At 74.5% G+C, this 16214-nt stretch carries 15 protein-coding genes; 4 read left to right on the top strand and 11 right to left on the bottom strand.

The features are described from left to right. Positions 1-53: 53 nt before the first annotated feature. Positions 54-809 carry a TioE family transcriptional regulator gene (locus AB0D44_RS16420; protein ID WP_362590603.1) on the top strand — a complete coding sequence of 252 codons (756 nt, stop codon included), beginning with the start codon at positions 54-56 and terminating at the stop codon, positions 807-809. Here AB0D44_RS16420 and AB0D44_RS16415 read toward each other — a convergent pair. After that, on the bottom strand, positions 806-1537 hold the full coding sequence (locus AB0D44_RS16415) for an SOS response-associated peptidase (RefSeq protein WP_362590600.1): 732 nt from the start codon (positions 1535-1537) through the stop codon (positions 806-808). The two genes, AB0D44_RS16420 and AB0D44_RS16415, sit on opposite strands and share 4 nt — an antisense overlap. A 103-nt stretch (positions 1538-1640) precedes the next feature. Between AB0D44_RS16415 and AB0D44_RS16410 the strand changes: the two genes are divergently transcribed. Next, positions 1641-2024, top strand: a complete 384-nt coding sequence (locus AB0D44_RS16410; RefSeq protein WP_362590597.1) for a hypothetical protein — start codon at positions 1641-1643, stop codon at positions 2022-2024. A gap of 3 nt (positions 2025-2027) precedes the next feature. Here AB0D44_RS16410 and AB0D44_RS16405 read toward each other — a convergent pair whose 3' ends face one another. The 8 genes from AB0D44_RS16405 to AB0D44_RS16370 all read right to left on the bottom strand — a co-directional run bounded on the left by AB0D44_RS16405 (position 2028) and on the right by AB0D44_RS16370 (position 9019). Continuing rightward, complete coding sequence (locus AB0D44_RS16405) at positions 2028-3440, bottom strand: ATP-binding protein (RefSeq protein WP_362590594.1); 1413 nt, start codon at positions 3438-3440, stop codon at positions 2028-2030. Next, positions 3437-4177 (bottom strand): response regulator transcription factor, encoded by a 741-nt coding sequence (locus tag AB0D44_RS16400; RefSeq protein ID WP_362590591.1) that lies wholly within the window; start codon positions 4175-4177, stop codon positions 3437-3439. Before AB0D44_RS16400 ends, AB0D44_RS16405 begins: the two co-directional genes overlap by 4 nt. 44 nt (positions 4178-4221) lie before the next feature. After that, positions 4222-4785, bottom strand: a complete 564-nt coding sequence (locus tag AB0D44_RS16395) for a hypothetical protein (protein ID WP_362590589.1) — start codon at positions 4783-4785, stop codon at positions 4222-4224. A gap of 47 nt (positions 4786-4832) precedes the next feature. Further along, the gene (locus AB0D44_RS16390; RefSeq protein WP_362590586.1) at positions 4833-5615 is read right to left on the bottom strand and encodes a cytochrome c biogenesis protein CcdA; all 783 of its coding nucleotides are present in this window, start codon (positions 5613-5615) and stop codon (positions 4833-4835) included. Further along, on the bottom strand, positions 5612-6256 hold the full coding sequence (locus AB0D44_RS16385; protein ID WP_362590584.1) for a TlpA disulfide reductase family protein: 645 nt from the start codon (positions 6254-6256) through the stop codon (positions 5612-5614). Before AB0D44_RS16385 ends, AB0D44_RS16390 begins: the two co-directional genes overlap by 4 nt. After that, a complete protein-coding gene (locus AB0D44_RS16380) occupies positions 6253-7029 on the bottom strand; it encodes a thioredoxin family protein (RefSeq protein WP_362590583.1) in 777 nt (258 codons plus the stop codon). The genes AB0D44_RS16385 and AB0D44_RS16380 overlap by 4 nt, the downstream gene beginning before the upstream one ends. A gap of 320 nt (positions 7030-7349) precedes the next feature. Further along, positions 7350-7907 carry a hypothetical protein gene (locus tag AB0D44_RS16375; RefSeq protein ID WP_362590581.1) on the bottom strand — a complete coding sequence of 186 codons (558 nt, stop codon included), beginning with the start codon at positions 7905-7907 and terminating at the stop codon, positions 7350-7352. Positions 7908-8176: 269 nt separating this feature from the next. After that, positions 8177-9019: a CAP domain-containing protein gene (locus AB0D44_RS16370; RefSeq protein WP_362590578.1), complete on the bottom strand. Its 843-nt coding sequence runs from the start codon at positions 9017-9019 to the stop codon at positions 8177-8179. A 281-nt stretch (positions 9020-9300) separates the two neighbouring features. Between AB0D44_RS16370 and AB0D44_RS16365 the strand changes: the two genes are divergently transcribed. Beyond that, the gene (locus tag AB0D44_RS16365; RefSeq protein WP_362590575.1) at positions 9301-11577 is read left to right on the top strand and encodes a protein kinase; all 2277 of its coding nucleotides are present in this window, start codon (positions 9301-9303) and stop codon (positions 11575-11577) included. A 46-nt stretch (positions 11578-11623) separates the two neighbouring features. On the opposite strand, the gene AB0D44_RS16360 is transcribed toward AB0D44_RS16365, so the two are convergent. Both AB0D44_RS16360 and AB0D44_RS16355 read right to left on the bottom strand, forming a co-directional pair. Next, positions 11624-12850: a SpoIIE family protein phosphatase gene (locus AB0D44_RS16360; protein ID WP_362590573.1), complete on the bottom strand. Its 1227-nt coding sequence runs from the start codon at positions 12848-12850 to the stop codon at positions 11624-11626. Positions 12851-12973: 123 nt separating this feature from the next. Beyond that, positions 12974-15526, bottom strand: coding sequence for a discoidin domain-containing protein (locus tag AB0D44_RS16355; RefSeq protein ID WP_362590570.1), 2553 nt, complete (start codon positions 15524-15526; stop codon positions 12974-12976). 183 nt (positions 15527-15709) lie between these two features. Here AB0D44_RS16355 and AB0D44_RS16350 point away from each other — a divergent pair, with 183 nt between their 5' ends. Then, positions 15710-16126 (top strand): VOC family protein, encoded by a 417-nt coding sequence (locus tag AB0D44_RS16350; RefSeq protein WP_362590567.1) that lies wholly within the window; start codon positions 15710-15712, stop codon positions 16124-16126. The last annotated feature ends 88 nt before the right edge of the window (positions 16127-16214 follow it).

The raw sequence follows: 16214 nt of genomic DNA, 5'->3' as shown, positions 1-16214 counted from the left end.
TCAACGGTATCTTTGAACCCTCGGTTGAGACTTTTTGCGCTACCGTCGGCTGGATGGGGAAAAACCTTCAAAGGGGTGAGCGGCTGCGGCCGGTCGATCTGGCGCGTCGGCACGGTCTGTCGACGCAGGCCGTCCGGAATTACGAGGAGGCCGGGATCCTGCCGGCCGCCGACCGCACGGCCCACGGCTACCGGACCTACGCCCCGCTGCACGCCCTGGCCCTGGGGGCCTTCCTCGCCCTGGTGCCCGGTCACGGCCACCGGACGGCGGCGTCGATCATGCGGGCCCTGAACGAGGGGGCGGACGACGAGGCGTTCCGCCTCGTCGACGAGAGCCACGCGCTGCTGCTCGACGACCGGCGGACGCTCCGGGCCGTGGAGCGCGCCCTGCGCGACCTGGCGCCCACGCCGGCCGGGGCCGGCGAAGCGGTGGCCGCCGCGTCCGGCGGCACGTTCATCGGGCCGCTGGCGGAGGAACTCGGCATCCGGCCCGCGACGCTGCGCAAGTGGGAACGCGCCGGGCTGGTGCGCCCGCGCCGCGACCGGCTGACCGGGTACCGGGTCTTCGACGAGGCCGACGTACGGGACGCGCGGCTCGCCCACCAGCTCCGGCGGGGCGGCTACCTGCTGGAGCAGATCGCCCCGTTGATCGCCCACGTACGGGCGGCCGGCGGGCTGGAGCCGCTGGAGACCGCATTGCAGGACTGGCAGGGCCGGCTGGTCGCCCGCGGGCGGGCGATGCTCTCGGGGGCCGCCGAGCTGGAAGCGTACGTCCGCGAGCGGGGCCGGTCGTCCCTCCAGAAGCCTTAGGCGGCGGGGTCGAGGAGGTGGGGGCCGTTGTTGCGGACGCTGTTGACCTCCGTCGAGACCGCCGTCACCGCGAGGCGGCCGTCGGCGGGGGTGTGCAGCAGGGCCCGGAGGTCGGCGGTGTCCTGGTGGGCGGGGTCCAGCCAGGTGTCGTAATCACCGGGGTTCAGCGCCAGCGGCATGCGGGGATGGACGCGGCCCGCCTGATCGGCGGCTTCGGTCGTGATGATCGTGGCCGTGGTCAGCCAGGCCGCCGGGTCCTCGTCGTCCTTGACGGCGGGGTCGCGCCAGAACTCGTACAGCCCCGCCATCGCCATCACCCCCGCGTCCTCGGGGCGGATGAAGTACGGCTGCTTGTACGCCTTCGCGGAGCCGCTGGCGGGCACGGCGACCCACTCGTAGAAGCCGTCGGCGGGCAGCAGGCACCGCCTGCGGGTGAACGCGCGCCGGTAGGCCGGCTTCTCGTGCACGGTCTCCACGCGGGCGTTGATCATGCGCGAACCCACCGAGGGGTCCTTCGCCCAGGACGGCACCAGACCCCACCGCACTGGCCGGAGCCGGCGCGCCACTTCCCCGGTGTCGCGGTCGGCGCGTTCCAGGACCGCCCACACGTCGTCGGTGGGGGCCACGTTCCAGGAGGGCCCGAGCGCCTCGGCGCCGGGATCCCGCTGGGCGTCGAAGAGACCCGCGAGGTCCTCCGGGGCCCGGGAAGAAGCGTAACGACCGCACATGGTCCCACTCTGCCACGCCGGCCCCCTCCACCCGCGCGGATAATGACCCCACCGCACCCATCGAACCTCGAACCGCGAGCCCAGAGACGAGAGACGAAGAACCATGACGCTGAAGGAAGGCCAGCGGGTCACGCTGGCGGCGGACACCCGGCTGACGGGTCCGGTCGCGCCGGCGGAGGACTCCACGGGGGCCGTCGCCGGTTTCCTGTCCCTGGCCGCGGGCACCGAGGGCACCGTCGAGCGGGTCGTCGAGCACGTGGACCAGGGCGAGGACGTGCGCGAGTACGAGCGGCTGAAGTCCCTGCTCGACTCCTTCGGCCACGACATGCCCGCACAGAGCAGGGAACAGCTGGAGCAGAAGGTCGCTTCCCTGGAGCCCGCATGGACCGCCTACCGGGAACGGGGGCCGCGGGTCACGGTCCGCGTCCGCTTCGACAACGGGTTCATCCTCGACGGGGCCGACGCGGGCGTCTTCACGCCCGCCTGAGCGTCACCGGCCGCGGGCCCATCCCGTACGCCGCCGGGAGCTGCGCGGCCTGCGCCCGGACGGCGGGGTCGGGGCGAGCGCGAAGACTACGCTGATGTGCGCGCCGCCCCGGGGCCCGCGGGCGATGCGCACGGTGCCGCCGGTGACGGTCGCGGCCCGGCGGGCGATGTCGAGACCGAGCCCCGAGGAGCCGGTGCTGCTGCCCCGCGACAGGGCCCGGTCCGGATCCGGGATGCCCGGACCGGCGTCCTCCACGACCAGTTCGACGGCCTGGGCACTGCGCACGACGCGGACGCCGAACGGGGTGCCGGACGGGGTGTGGCGAAAGACGTTGCCGATGAGCGCGTCCACCACGGCGGCGACGTCGTCGTCCGAGAGGCTGACGGCCGAGGGCTCCTGCGTGACGTCGAGGGTGCAGGGCCTGCTCTGCTGCTCCGCCAGCACCGCCCAGAAGGCGGCCCGGCGGCGGACGACGTCGGCCGCCTCGCAGCGGGGTCCGGACGGCGCCGCGCCGGCGGTGTGGGGGCCGGCGCCCGGGACGGCGCCGTCCGTGCCGAGCATGCCCAGACCCATGGGCCCCACGGCGAGCGGGGTGCGCGCCGCGGTGATGATGGCCTGGAGTTCCGCCTCCAGTTCGCCCACGGCCGCCTCTACCCTGGCCGACTCCGGTGACCCCGCCATCCGTTCCGACGCCAGGTGCAGGGCGGTCAGCGGGGTGCGCAGCCGGTGCGACAGGTCGGCGACGAGTTCGCGTTCCACGGCGAGCAGTTCGGTCATCCGGTGGGCCATGGCGTTGAAGGCGACGCCGGCGTCACGCAGTTCGCGGGGGCCCATGGGCTCCACGCGGGCGTCCAGGTTGCCCTGCCCCAGTGCGTGGGAAGCGTGCGCGAGCCGCTTGGAGGACCTGACGACCTTCGCTCCGAGGCGGTCGGCGACCAGCACGGAACCGCCGACCAGACCCACGGCGAGGAGGAGCATGACCGCCCAGGAGGCCTTCACCCCGCGGGTCAGCTCCGCTTCGGGGACGAAGTTCTCGATGACGGCGACCCGGTCGCCGGGCAGCACCACCGGCTGCAGGCAGATCCAGCCGCTGGGGATCTGCCGGGAGATGGACTCCCGTCCGCGCTGCGCCCGTTCGAGCAGCGCCGCGGGGGCCCGCGAGCTGCCGAGGGCGGGGCCGTCCGGCAGGTGCACGACCAGGTGCTCGGTCGCGTCCAGACCGGCCGCGGACTCCCGCAGGGCGGAGGGGTCCGTGGTCAGGGTCAGTACGGGGGCCAGGGCGGCGGCCCGCTGCTCGGCCGCGGTGACGCTCTGCTCTTTGACCAGCGACATCACCAGTGCGGCCAGCGGTATGAGGAAGGAGAGGGCCACCATGGAGGTCACGGCGAGCGCCACTCCGGCCAGTGAGCGTCTCACCGCGGCGCCACCAGCTTGATGCCGACGCCGCGGACGGTCAGCAGGTAGCGCGGGGCCGCCGCGCGTTCGCCGAGCTTGCGGCGCAGGGACGACAGGTGCACGTCGACGGTCTGGTCGTCGACGTAGGGCTCGCGCCAGACCTCGGTCAGCAGCGTCCGTTTGGAGACGACCTGACCGGTGTGGTGGGCGAGGAAGGCCAGCAGGTCGAACTCGCGGCGGGTGAGGTGGAGCTCACGGCCGGCCAGGTGCGCGGTGCGCGCGCCGGGGTCCACGGTCAGTTCGCCGACGGTGAGGCTGCGCAGCGGTTCGGCTGCCGGTGCCGGGCGCGCACCCTGGCCGGCATGCGCGGCGTGGGAGGCGTGGGCCGGGGGAAGGTGGCCGGTGCGCCTGAGGACGGCGGTGAGGCGTGCGATGAGCTGCCCCCCGGAGAACGGCTTGACCACGTAGTCGTCGGCGCCCGCGTTGAGGAGCTTGATGATCTCCGTCTCGTCGTCGCGGGCGGTGGCCACCAGCACCGGAACGGAGGATATGCCGCGGATCATGCGCAGAGCGTCTCCTCCGTCCAAATCGGGCAGCCCCAGGTCGAGTACGACCGCGTCGACGGGCGTCTGGGTGACCTCGCGCAGGGCCCCGAACCCGTCCGTCGCGCTGCGTACGGCATACCCGTGCTCCGCCAGGACCTCGATCAGTGACTGGCGGATGCTGGGGTCGTCTTCCACGACCAGGACGCTCGGCATGGGCACACCCTAAGTGAACGCTCGTTCCCGGTGAACGCGCGTTCCTAGGAAGAGCCGAAGGCCAGGCCGCCGGCGGTGACGCGCAGGTGCACGGGCCGGTCGGAAACCGGGATGGTGCAGCCCTCCTGCGTACTGCAGCTCGCGTACCCGAGCAGGACCGTCGCCTCCCCGTTGCCGTCGGCGCGGACGGGCAGGGTGGCGGTGACGGGGCCGTCCGGGTAGACGGGGACCGGGGCCTCGACACCGGGCACGCTGATGGTCCGCACCTCGGCGGCGGCCGTCAGTTTCCCTTCCGCCCGCAGGACTCCGGTGACGTCCATGGCGGTCGGTCGGCCCACGCCCTCGATCCCGGTGGCCGGCAGGTCGGTGCTGTAGAGGTGGAACCCCTTCTCCTCGGGGGTGAACACCGCGGTCAGCGTGCCCTTGGGGGCGTTCCAGTCGGACACCGTGAGCGTGACGGTGACCCCGTTCTCGGTGAAGCGCATCGTGGGCGCGGCGCCGCCTCCCCCGGCGGGCTGTCCGCCGCACGCCGCGAGCGCGGCGAGGGAGAGCAGGGCCGCCGCGACGCGGACCTTCCGGGAATGCCGTTCACGGCGGGAAAGGTTCATCTGTACCTCGGTCTCAGGGGTGGGGGTGAGCAGGGCGGACTCGGGCCCTACACGGCGGGGGTGAAGCTCGCGCTCCACAACTGCAGCCGGTACACCAGGTCGTTCCACACGCCGGTGGCCAGCAGTACGCCGACGAGCACGAGCATCCCGCCGCCGGTCCGCAGGACCCACGGGTAGTGGCGTTTGACGGCGCCGAAGGCACCCAGGGCGCGGCGGAAGGCCAGCGCGGCCAGGAGGAAGGGGAGGCCCAGCCCGAGGCAGTAGGCCGCCATCAGCAGGGCCCCGCGGGCCGCGCTCGCCTCGCTCCAGGCGAGTGCCTGGACGGCGGCCAGCGTCGGGCCGATGCACGGGGTCCAGCCGACCGCGAACACCGCGCCCAGGGCGGGTGCGCCGGCCAGTCCGAGCACGGGCCGGCGGTGGCTGCGCAGCTCCCGCTGTGTGAAGCCCGGCAGGAGCCCCATGAAGGACAGTCCCATCAGCACGGTGAAGACACCGAGCACCTGGGTGATCACTTCCTGGTGGGCCAGCAGGGTGCGGCCGAAGTACCCGAAGAGGGCGCCTCCGGAGACGAGGACCGCCGTGAAGCCCAGGACGAACAGGGCGGCACCGGCCGCCATGCGGCGGCGCTGACCCCCGCGGGCCTCCGCCAGGTCGGAGACTGACAGGCTGGTCACGTAGCTGAGGTAGCCCGGGACGAGCGGCAGCACGCACGGCGAGAGGAAGGAGACGAGTCCCGCCAGGAACGCCACGGGCGTCGCGACGGCCAGCGTCCCGTGGAGGAGGGAGGGGGCGTCCGCCGCGGCGAACGCCGCGCCCGCGACCGCCGTCACGACTCCTCCCCCGCCACGCGTGCGAGCAGCGGCCCCAGCTCCTCGTCGGTGACGGCGCCCCCGATGCTGACGGCGATGCGCCCGCGGCGGTCGACCACGAGCGTCGAGGGGATCGCCTGCGGGTTGAGGACCGCGGGGGGAAAGCGCAGCAGGAGCTCACCGGCGGGATCGTGGAGGCTGGGGAATCCCAGCCCGTGTGCGCGTACGAAGGCCCGGGCCGCCCCCCGGTCCCGGTCGCGGGTGTTGATGCCGAGGAAGCGGACCCCCTCGTCCCGCGTCCGCCGGCTGAGCCGCTCGAGGTCGTCGGCCTCCGCCCGGCAGGGGCCGCACCAGGAGCCCCAGACGTTGAGCACGACGACCTGGCCCCGGAACTCGGCGAGGCTGACCGGCCGTCCGTCCAGGTCCTCCCCCGCCAGCAGGGGCGCGGCCGGACGGGAGCCGGGGTCCACGACCGTGGCCGCGGCCGCGGACCTGACCGCGGTGTCCGCCGGGCCGGCCGGCGTCCGGGCCGGCGCGCCGGCACCGCCGCCGTCGCCGGCGTGCGTACCGGCGCCGCCCGAGGCGGCGAAGACGCAGCCCGCGGCCGCCACCACGAGGCCGGCTCCGGCCACGACGGCGGACCGCAGGACCGGTCGTCTCATGACGCCCACTGGCGCAGGAAGGAGTTGATCCCGTCTGCGGTCAGGGCGGGGTTGCCCGTGGCGTGGGTGTCGGTGCGCACCGCACCGGACGGCGTGACGACGACGAGGACGGGCATCTTGTACGTGCCGCCCGAGGGGCTGTACTTGCGCAGGAGCGCCGAGTTGGCGGAGCTGTTGCCGCCGATGTCGACCTTGACCAGGTGGTACGAGGCTCCGAGGATCGCCGCTGTCTGCGGCTGCGCGAACACCTTGTCGGCGGCCTTGCAGTTGCCGCACCAGTTGGCGCCGAAGTCGAGCAGCACCATCCGCCCGTCGGCCTTGGCCGCGCTCAGGGCCGCGTCGATCAGCTTCTGCGCATCGGCCGAACTGTCGTAGCCGGGACCGGGGATCCGGGCCGGCGCGGGCGCGGCGGACGTGCGGGGCGGCTTGGGTGCGGCCGAAGTGCTCTGCGTGCGCGAGGGGGCCGGCGAGGAGCCGGCCGGGGCGGCGGCGGACGCCGACGAGGAGGCCGGGGCGGTCGGGGACGCCTCGGCGGACGGGGACCCGGACGCGGAGGCGGACTCCGTCCCCGCGGGCAGGGCCGACGAGGACGGTGCGACCGCGGACGGCGAGGCGGCTCCGACGGGTTGCGAGGACGGCCCGCACGCGACGGTCAGACCGGCGGCGGCCACCGCCGCGGCAACCAGCGGCAGGCGCATCCCCAGGGGCGCGGTGGAGCGGGGCTGCGGCGTGCGGCGGCCTGCGCGGACGGGTCGGAGTATGCGAGAACTCATGGCGAGACACCCCAAGGCACGGTTCGGACTGCGGGAGCGGCGAATGCGCGTCCCGGCTCGGTGAAGCCGGCGGCCCGACGGTCGCGGGGGCAGCAGGCCCCGGCGTCGCCCGAGGACGCTCGGCTGACGCGAGCATAGGACCGCCCGGGGCCGACCGGACCGGCTGAGCGCGATCTTGAGGTTCCCCTAAGGAAGAGCTCACCTTCCGCTCCGCCGGAACTCGGGCGATGAGCCCCCGTACGGAGGTGAAACCGGCAAAGGGGACCCGGGGGTTCAGTGGGACGGACCGGTCCGAGCGGCCGGGAGTGTCCGCCTGGAACTCAGAACGAGCTCTCGCGGACGCTGGCCTTCGCCACCGGGTCGATCGTCGCCGTGACGACCGAGCGGTGGTCCGCGCTGGTGAAGGTGACCGTCAGGGTGTCGTCCGCGGCCTGGGAGGTGGTGGCCTTGAACCCCCGGCCGGGGATCGCGGAGATCAGGCACACGCCGCGGCTCCCGTACCGCACGGTGACCTTGCCGCCCTGCGAGGGGACGGTGTGCAGGCCCGGTCCCCCCTCGCAGTCGACGGCGGGCTTGGGTGCGGTGGTGCGCGGGGTTCCCGTCGAGGCCTTCGCGGACGGGGACGCCGAAGCCGAGGGGGACGGCCGCTCGGTCGCGGTGGGCGAACCGCCCGCGGACGCGCTCGGGGACGGGCTCGGGGACTGGCCCTGCCCCGCCTGCCAGGCGGGCGGGGAGTCGAAGACCATCGGGGCGGACCGCGCGACCGGGGGCGTATGCCGGGTCGAGCCGACCACGAACTGGACCGTGCCGAGCACGGCGGTCACGCTGGCGGCCGTACAGGACAGCCATATGAGCAGGTAGCGCGGAATTCGAGGCACGGCCCCATAGTGGCCGACGCGCCGGGCCGCCCGTCACCGCCTCCCCCCGAGCGCTCCGGCCGGGCCCCGGCGGGCCGGTTCGACCCGTACGGCCCGCTCGTACGGCTCTCTCGTACGGCCCGCTCGTACGGCCGATCCTGTACGGGAAGCCGGGGGTCGACGCCGACGCCGACGCCCTCCGGACCGCGTACGGGTCGGAGGGCGTGGGGTGCTCGGCGGGCCGGTGGGCCGGTGGGCCGGGGCCGGTGGGCCGGTTCTGGTGGGGGGTCCTACTTCGGCGTACCGAAGTTCTGCGTCCACCACGGGCCCCCGTCGCCCTTGTGGACGCCTATGCCGATCTCCCGGAAGGCGCAGTTGAGGATGTTGGCCCTGTGGCCGGGGCTGTTCATCCACGCGTTCATGACCGCGTCGGCGTCCGCCTGGCCGCGGGCTATGTTCTCGCCCAGGCGGGACCACCCGTAGCCGGCGGCTTCCACGCGGGTGGTCATGGTGGACCCGTCGGGTCCGGTGTGGGACATGACGCCGCTGCGGGCCATCGTGTCGCTGTACGCCCGGGCCGCGGCGGTCAGTTGGGCGTTCGCGGCCAGGGGCCCGCACCCGGCCGCCGCCCGCTCCTTGTTGACCAGGGCGAGGACCGCCGACTCGGAGTCGCCCGAGGCGCTGCCGGAGGAGCCGCCCGAACCGCCGGTGCCGCCGGCGGGCGCGGCGGACGTACGCGTGGGCTTGCGGCTCGGGGCCGCCGCCGGCGCGGCCGGACTGCTCTCCTGGGTCGCGGACGGCGTGGCAGCCGCGGATCCCGTGGCGTCGCCGCCCGGGGTCCCGGACGGCATCGCGCCCGTCGCGGAAGCGGCGTCGGCGGTGAGCTCGGAAGGGGAGGGCGAGGGGGCGGCCGTCGCCTCCCCGCTTCCGGTACCCGCAGTCCCGGACTGGGGCCCGGAGGCGCCACCGACCCGCTCGTCCCCGCGCGCACCGCCGTCGGAGTCGGCCACCGCGACCCCGACCGCCACCGCCGCGGCGGCCGCGGTCAGGGACAGCACGATGCGCGTGCGCACCGTCTTCTTCCGTCGCGCCTCGACGCGGGACACGGATCCGGGAGTTCGGCTGCGGCTCATGCCTGAAGACCTCACAGAGAGAAGGGGAGGACGGTCCGACCGAGCCTAGGGCGGTGACCAGCGAAAAGAGCCCTCCGGAGGCGTTCTTCAGGTTCCCCTAAGGAAACCCGCAGGGTCGGCGCAGGTGGAGGGCCCAGCGGGCAGGGGCCGCACCGGTGGGCCGGGGGGCCGCGGCCGGCCCCGACGCTGGGCGCCGTGCCGTCCGGGGCCCGCTTGACGGGCACGCGGCGCGACCGGTAGGGAGAGGCTGTTCATCGCGCGTGCTGTGGAACGGGGGACCCATGAAGCCGCTCGAAGCGGGCGATCCCAGGTCGGTCGGCGAGGGCCGCTACCGGCTGGTGGGGCGGCTCGGGCAGGGGGGCATGGGTGTGGTCTACCTGGGCCGCTCCCGGTCCGGCCGGGCGGTGGCCGTCAAGGTCGTACGGCCCGAGCTGAGCACCGAGCCCGGCTTCAGGCGCCGGTTCGCCGACGAGGTCGCGGCCGCGCGGCGGGTCGGCGGCTTCCACACCGCGCCGGTCGTGGACGCCGACCCGGACGGGGATCCGGCCTGGCTGGTCACGGCCTTTGTACCCGGACCCACCCTGCAAGCCGTGCTCGCGCGGGTCGGGTCGCTGCCCCTGGACACGCTCACCGTCCTGGCGGCCGGCCTGGCCGAGGCGCTCGAGGCGATCCACCGGGCGGGGGTCATCCACCGCGACCTCAAGCCCGCGAACATCATCGTCGCGGAGGACGGGCCGCGCGTCATCGACTTCGGCATCGCCCGCGCTCTGGACGGGACGGCCCTGACGCAGACCGGCCTGCAGATCGGCACGCCGGGGTTCCTGGCACCCGAGCAGCTCACCAGCGGCGCGGTCACCCCGGCGGTCGACATGTTCGCGCTGGGGGTGGTGCTCGCGCAGGCCGCGGGCGGCTCCCCCTTCGGCGACGGCCCGTCAGCGGCGCGCCACTACAAGGTCGTCCACGAGGAGCCGGACCTGTCCGCCGTCCCCCGTGAACTCCGCGCGGCCGTCAGCGCCTGCCTGTCCAAGGACCCGGAGGCCCGGCCCACCCCGACGGCCTTCCTCGGCAGCCTGACCGTCCGCCACCCGGCCGGCGACGGCTGGCTCCCGGACGCGGCCACGCAGCTGCTCCCCCGGGCGGAACCGGCCGCACACCCCACCGCGCCGGATGCCCCGCGGGCCACCCCGGCACCGCAGGTCCCCTCACCGGTCGGCACGGCCCCCGGCACGGCCCTGCCAACTCCCCGCCCCGACGATGCCGAGCCCCGGACGGCACCTCCGACCCCCCTGCCCGAGGACGCCCAGCCCCGTACGGCACCTCCGCTCCCAGCGCCCGGCCGCACCCAGCCCCCTACGGCACCTCCGACCCCAGGGCCCGGCCGCGCCCAGCCCCCTACGGAACCGGCGACCCCAGCGCCCGGCCGCACCCAGCCCCTTACGGCACCGGACGCTTCCCGTCCCGACGGCCCTGCGCCCCGTACCGAACAGCCGCCGACCGTGACCGGGACCGCGGCGCCGCCCTCCCCCGCGCCCCCGCGGGACCGGCCGGGTGGCGCGGAGCCCCGGCGACGCCGGGCGCCGGCGGCGGCCGCCGCGCTCGTCACCGCCCTGGCGGCCGTCGGCCTGCTGCTGTGGCAGCCCTGGTCCGACGCCGCCCGCGACGACGCCAAGGCGCCCGCCGCCGCCCCCACGGGCACGGGATCCGGATCCGCTGCCGCCCCGTCCCCCGCCCCGTTCCCGACCGACCCCTTGTTGATCCGGCAGGACACCGCCGCCGGCTGGCCGGCGACCTGTCACGGTGTCATCGCCCGCCGGGACCCCTCGACGGACACGCCCGTACGGCTCGTCGCGGGCGCTGCGTGCGACATGCTGCCCCAGTGGTCCCCCGACCGCAGGTCGTTCGCGTTCACCCGGAGCACTCCCGAGGGCACGGCCGTCTGGACCACCGCCGCCGACGGTTCGAACCCGCGCCGGGTCGCCCCCATCGCCGGCGGCAGGGTGTCGTGGTCGCCGGACGGCAGCCGGCTCGCCGTACTGCGCATGAAGGACGGCGTGCAGCAGCTGTTCGTGGTCGAACTCGCCGACGGCTCCGCCCGCCAGCTCACCTCCGGCACGGGCCAGGTGGAGGATCCCGCCTGGTCGCCGGACGGCAAGCGGATCGCGGTCTGTCTGCAGACGGGGCCCGAGAACTGGCAGATCCACGTGGTCGACCCCGCCGCGCCGGAGCGGGCACCGCAGCAGGTGACCCGGCTGCCCCATCCGGCACTCGACCCGGTCTGGTCCCCCGACGGCACGACCTTCGCGTACACCGCGGGGACCTACGGCGCGGGGACCCAGGGCGACATCCGGCTCGTGGACGCCGACGGCACCGATGACCGCGACCTGGTGGCCACCGGCGCCCACGAGATGGATCCCGCCTGGTCCGTCGACGGCACGTGGGTGGCCTTCGTCCGCGGCCCGTACGAGAAGCCCGTGATCTGGGCCGTGCGGACGGACCGTACCGGCGAGCGCCCGGTCACCGCCGGCGCCGCCGCCGAAGGGCATCCCGCCTGGCGCTGAGACCGGGAGCAGCCGGCAGCCACGACCCACGCCGCAGTCGGAGCCGTCACAGGCGCAGGACGACCAGAGCCGTGTCGTCGGTGATGCCGGCGGGCGGGACGAGGTCGGCCAGCAGGGCGTCGGCGAGAGCGTCGGGATCGGCGGTGCGGTGCCGTGCGAGGGCTTCGGCGAGCCGTTCGAGACCGACGTCGATGTCCTCGCGGCGGCGTTCGACGAGTCCGTCGGTGTAGAGGACGAGCGTGGAACCGTCGGTGAATGCGGTACGGGCCTGGGGGCGGCGGGCGTGTTCGGGCCGGGCGCCCAAAGGAGGGTCCGTGGCCTGGTCGAGGAAGGCCACGGCTCCGTCGGGGGCGCAGAGCGCGGGCGGGGGGTGGCCGGCGCTGCTGTAGGTGAGGGTGCGGCCGTCCCAGTCGATGAAGACCGACACCACGGTGGCGGACTCGGCGCCGTCGATGGAGCGGGCGTACAGGCCCAGGCCCTCCAGGGCCTGGGCGGGGCCCTGGGCGACGCGCGAGGCCGCCGACAGGGCGCTGCGGAGCTGGCCCATGACGCCGGCCGCGCGCAGTCCGTGGCCGACGACGTCCCCGACGGCGACGGCGGTGCGGCCGGGCAGGTCCACGAGGTCGTACCAGTCGCCGCACACGTTCAGGGCTCCGGTCGCGGGCAGGTAGCGCACGGCGGACCGGTGGTGGCCGAGCGGGCCGGGCGTGGGCAGCATCGCCTCCTGGAGGTGGAGGGCCACCTCCCGCTCACGGGCGTGGGCGCGGCGCAGGCGTTCGTTGACCGCCTGGAGCTCGCGGCCGCGGGTGTAGAGCTCGGACTCCAGGACCCGGGCGCGGTCCTCGTCGCTGTGGGCGCCGCGGACCCGGATGAGTTCGGTGACCTCCTCCACGCGGTGCACCAGCAGCGCGACGGTGCCGTCGGCAGCCAGGACGGGGACGTTGACGGGGCTCCAGTACCGCTCCTGCCACACCCCGGGCCGATCGGCGGATTCCACGTCGTAGCGTTGCAGGGCCATGGTGTCGCGCTCCCCGGTGGCCACGACCCGTTCGAGGGAGGCGCGCAGGTTGCGCATGCCCGTCGCGGCCGGATCGTCGGGGTTGTCGGGGAAGACGTCGAACAGGTGGCGTCCGATGATCTGCTCGCGCGTACGGCCGGACATCGACAGGAACGCCTCGTTGACGTCGAGGTACACCAGATCGGGGGTCAACAGCGCGATCCCGGCCGGCAGGGCCTGGAAGACCGCCTGGTAGTCGATCCCGGATCCGTCCACGATCCACCCGTCCGCGCGCTGGGTCCTGGTCTGGGGCTGCTCCCACGATAGGTACGACCGCAGGAGCGGGCCAGTTCGGGCGGGTGCCCGGCCCCGCGCCGGGGCCGGACACCGCCGGCGGGGTCAGGAGACGGTGACGAACTCCGCGGTGCTCGGTACCCCCTGGGCGTCGAGGGCGAAGAGCATGTAGGTCCCCGGCAGCAGCACGCCGGTGTCGGCGGGCAGGGACACCGTGTACGCGCCGGTTCCGGTGGCGGTGGAGGCGAGGGGGACCCGCCGCTGGTCGTTGTCGGTGGAGTGGGTCGCGGCCGCCGCCCGCATCAGGACGAATGAGGCCACCGGGGCCCGGGTGCTCACCGTGAGCGTGCTCCCTGGGGCCGCCCTGTGGGGCACGCCTGCGGTGATGACGGGGCGCGGCTTCGGTGAGCCGTCCGCGTTGAGCAGGTAGGGCGGTGTGAAGACGGACCCGTCGGCGTGGTTGGTCGCGCAGTCGCCGCACAGGCCGCCGCCGCCGGAGAAGATCCGCCCGTCGGGAAGGAGGCCGGCCACGCTGTGGTAGTTGCGCGGGATGGCCATGGTGGCGAGCGGGGTGAAGCGGCCGGTCGACGGGTCCCACAGCTCGGGCGTCAGCACGGAGGTCGCGTCGCTGAAGGGCACCGGGTAGGCCTGTCCGCCGAAGACGGCCACTTTGCCGTCGGGCAGGACGACGCTGTTGCCGAAGGCGCGGGCGTGCTCCATGTCCCCGGTGCGGGCGGCCCGGACCTGGTTGCCGGAGATGTCCACGGTGTATGCGCGCCGGGTGGCGGGGGTCTTCTCGTAGGCGGGCGAGCCGCCCAGCGTGAGCAGTTTGCCGATGTCGTAGGGGACGGCGTTGCCGGTCATGGCGTCAGGGCTGTCGGCCCGGGTGCCGGCGGAGGTGATGCTGCCCCGGCCGGTGGTCGAGATCCAGTTCATCTGCTTGCTCGGGCCGAGTTGGAGTACCTTGCCGCCCGAAGTGGCGTGCAGCCACATGTGGTTGTCGGCGCGGTAGGGCCCGGCCGGGTCGGCCGTCAGCGCCGGGGTGGCGGGGACGCCGGGGAGTGCGCGCCAGGTGCGGGTGTCCGGCGACCAGACTTCGCCGCCCTTGTCGCCGGCGGCTCCGCTCCACGACCCGCCGAGGACGAAGGCCTCGCCGGTGGAGAGCAGGGTCATGGCCTGGTAGCCGCGGGCGGTGTTCATGCTGGTGGTGGCGGACCACGCGTCGGTGGCGGGGTCGTAGATGCTCGCCTTCTGCGCGTTGCTCCCCCCGGTGACCAGCACCCGGCCGTCGGCCAGCATGGCGATGCCGGGGCAGAACATGTCGTGGCCGGTGTTGTCGATGCGGCGCTGGGTGACCTTGCCGGTCTTCAGGTCCAGGATCGCGGTCTGGGTGTAGCCGCTGCTGCCGCCGAAGCGGTCGGCCGCGTACGCCGACCAGGCCAGCAGCTTGTCGCCCGGCAGGACGGCGGTGGCCACGGGCACCAGGGGGAAGCCGATGATCCGGTCCCAGGATCCGTGGACGGCCGGGGCGGCCGGTCCGCTCAGGCGTATCTCGCCGGCCGAGGTCCACGGGCCGCGGCCGCCGGCCTCGGTGGTCACGGTCAGGCGTATGAAGCGGGTGTTCTCGGTGCGGGTGAAGGTGGCGGTCTTGACGGTGTCGTCGTCGCGCCAGGTGCCCGCGGCGACCGGTGCGCCGAATGCCGTGCCGTCGGTGCTGGTGGTGACGGTGTAGGCACCTGCCCGGCCGTTGGCCCCGTCGGCGCGCGGGTGGTAGACGAGCGCGGAGACCGCTGTCGTGCGCTGCATGTCGATGGTGATGCTGTGGGGCAGCGGGGCGGGGGTCCCCGTCCACGTGCTGTGCCAGAGGGTGGCGGCGCTGCCGTCGAGCACGTTGGCCGCGCGGCCGTTCTCGCCGCCGGTCTCCTCGTCGCTCGCGGTGGCGGTCCAGCCGGCCCGGGAGAGGTCGACGGTGGCGGCCGGGGTGCCGGGGTCGCCCAGCAGGTTGATCTCGGCGGCGGAGGTCCAGGGCCCGCGGCCGCCGGCCTCGGTGAACGCGGTCAGGCGTACGAACCGGGCTCCCTGCGGGGCGAACCCGAGGGTCTTCGCGCCGGCGTCGTCCGCGAGGGTGCCGGTGGCGACCGGGCTGCCCCAGCCGCGTCCGTCGGTGCTGACGCTGATGGAGTACTCACCGACGCGCCCGTTGGCGCTGTTGGTGCGGGGGTGGTAGACGAGCGCGGAGACGACCGTGGTGCGCTGCATGTCGAGGGTGATGGTGTGCGGCAGCGGGGCGGGGGTCCCCGTCCACGTGCTGTGCCAGATGGTGGCGGTGTTGCCGTCGAGCACGTTGGCCGCGCGGCCGTTCTCGCCGCCGGTCTCCTCGTCGCTCGCGGTGGCGGTCCAGCCGGTCCGGTCGAGGACCGGGGCCGTGGGTTCCATGGCGTTCGCCGGCGCGATGCCGTGGTGCGGTGACTGCACCGCCGTCTGCTGGTCGAGGGGGACGGGCGCGGGCCGGGGCGCCGGCGCGCGGCCGGCCGCGGCCGGACCCGCGACCCCGAGCCACGGCGTCAGGCCGATCAGCAGCGAGCCGAGGCCGAAGGCTATGAGCAGGCGGGAACGGCGTAACGGGCGGGGAAGGGCGGGGAAGCGCCTGGACTGCAATCTGACCTCCTGGGGCGAAAGGGTGTGCCCCACGGAACATAGGTCAGCGAACCCGCAACTCGCCGAAAAGGAAAGATAGTTGGCGGGAAGCCACGATACGGCCAGGGGCCCGGCGGCCCGGCCGCGTGAAACCGGTCAGGATCGGAGAAGCGCTGCCCGTCGAAGGCTCGTAGCGTCGACGCCATGGACATCACACTCTCCCAGTGCTTCATCGCCGTCGACGACCACGACAAGGCGCTCGCCTTCTACCGCGACGCCCTCGGCCTGGAGGTGCGGGGCGACGTCGGGTACGAGGGGATGCGCTGGGTGACCGTCGGGTCGCCCGCGCAGCCGGACGTGGCCATCGTCCTCGAACCTCCGCTCGCCGACCCCAACGCCTCAGCGGCCGACCGGACGGCCATGGCCGCACTGCTGGCCAAGGGCCTGCTGCGCGGCGTGATCTTCTCCACCGACGACTGCGACGCCACCTTCGAGCAGGTCAGGGCGGCCGGTGGCGAGGTCCTGCAGGAACCGATCGACCAGCACTACGGCGTGCGCGACTGCGCCTTCCGCGACCCGTCCGGCAACATGGTCCGCTTCGCCCAGCCCCGCGAGCGCTAGGGGGTGTCTGACGGAGGTCCGCGGCGTCGCGGTGCCCGGCACGCACTCTCGCCGCACCGGCCGAAAGCCCAAGTACGTCCAGTACGGG

This window comes from Streptomyces sp. NPDC048349, assembly GCF_040651925.1.
Classification (GTDB): domain Bacteria; phylum Actinomycetota; class Actinomycetes; order Streptomycetales; family Streptomycetaceae; genus Streptomyces.
This window is presented reverse-complemented; position numbering and strand designations above follow the sequence as displayed.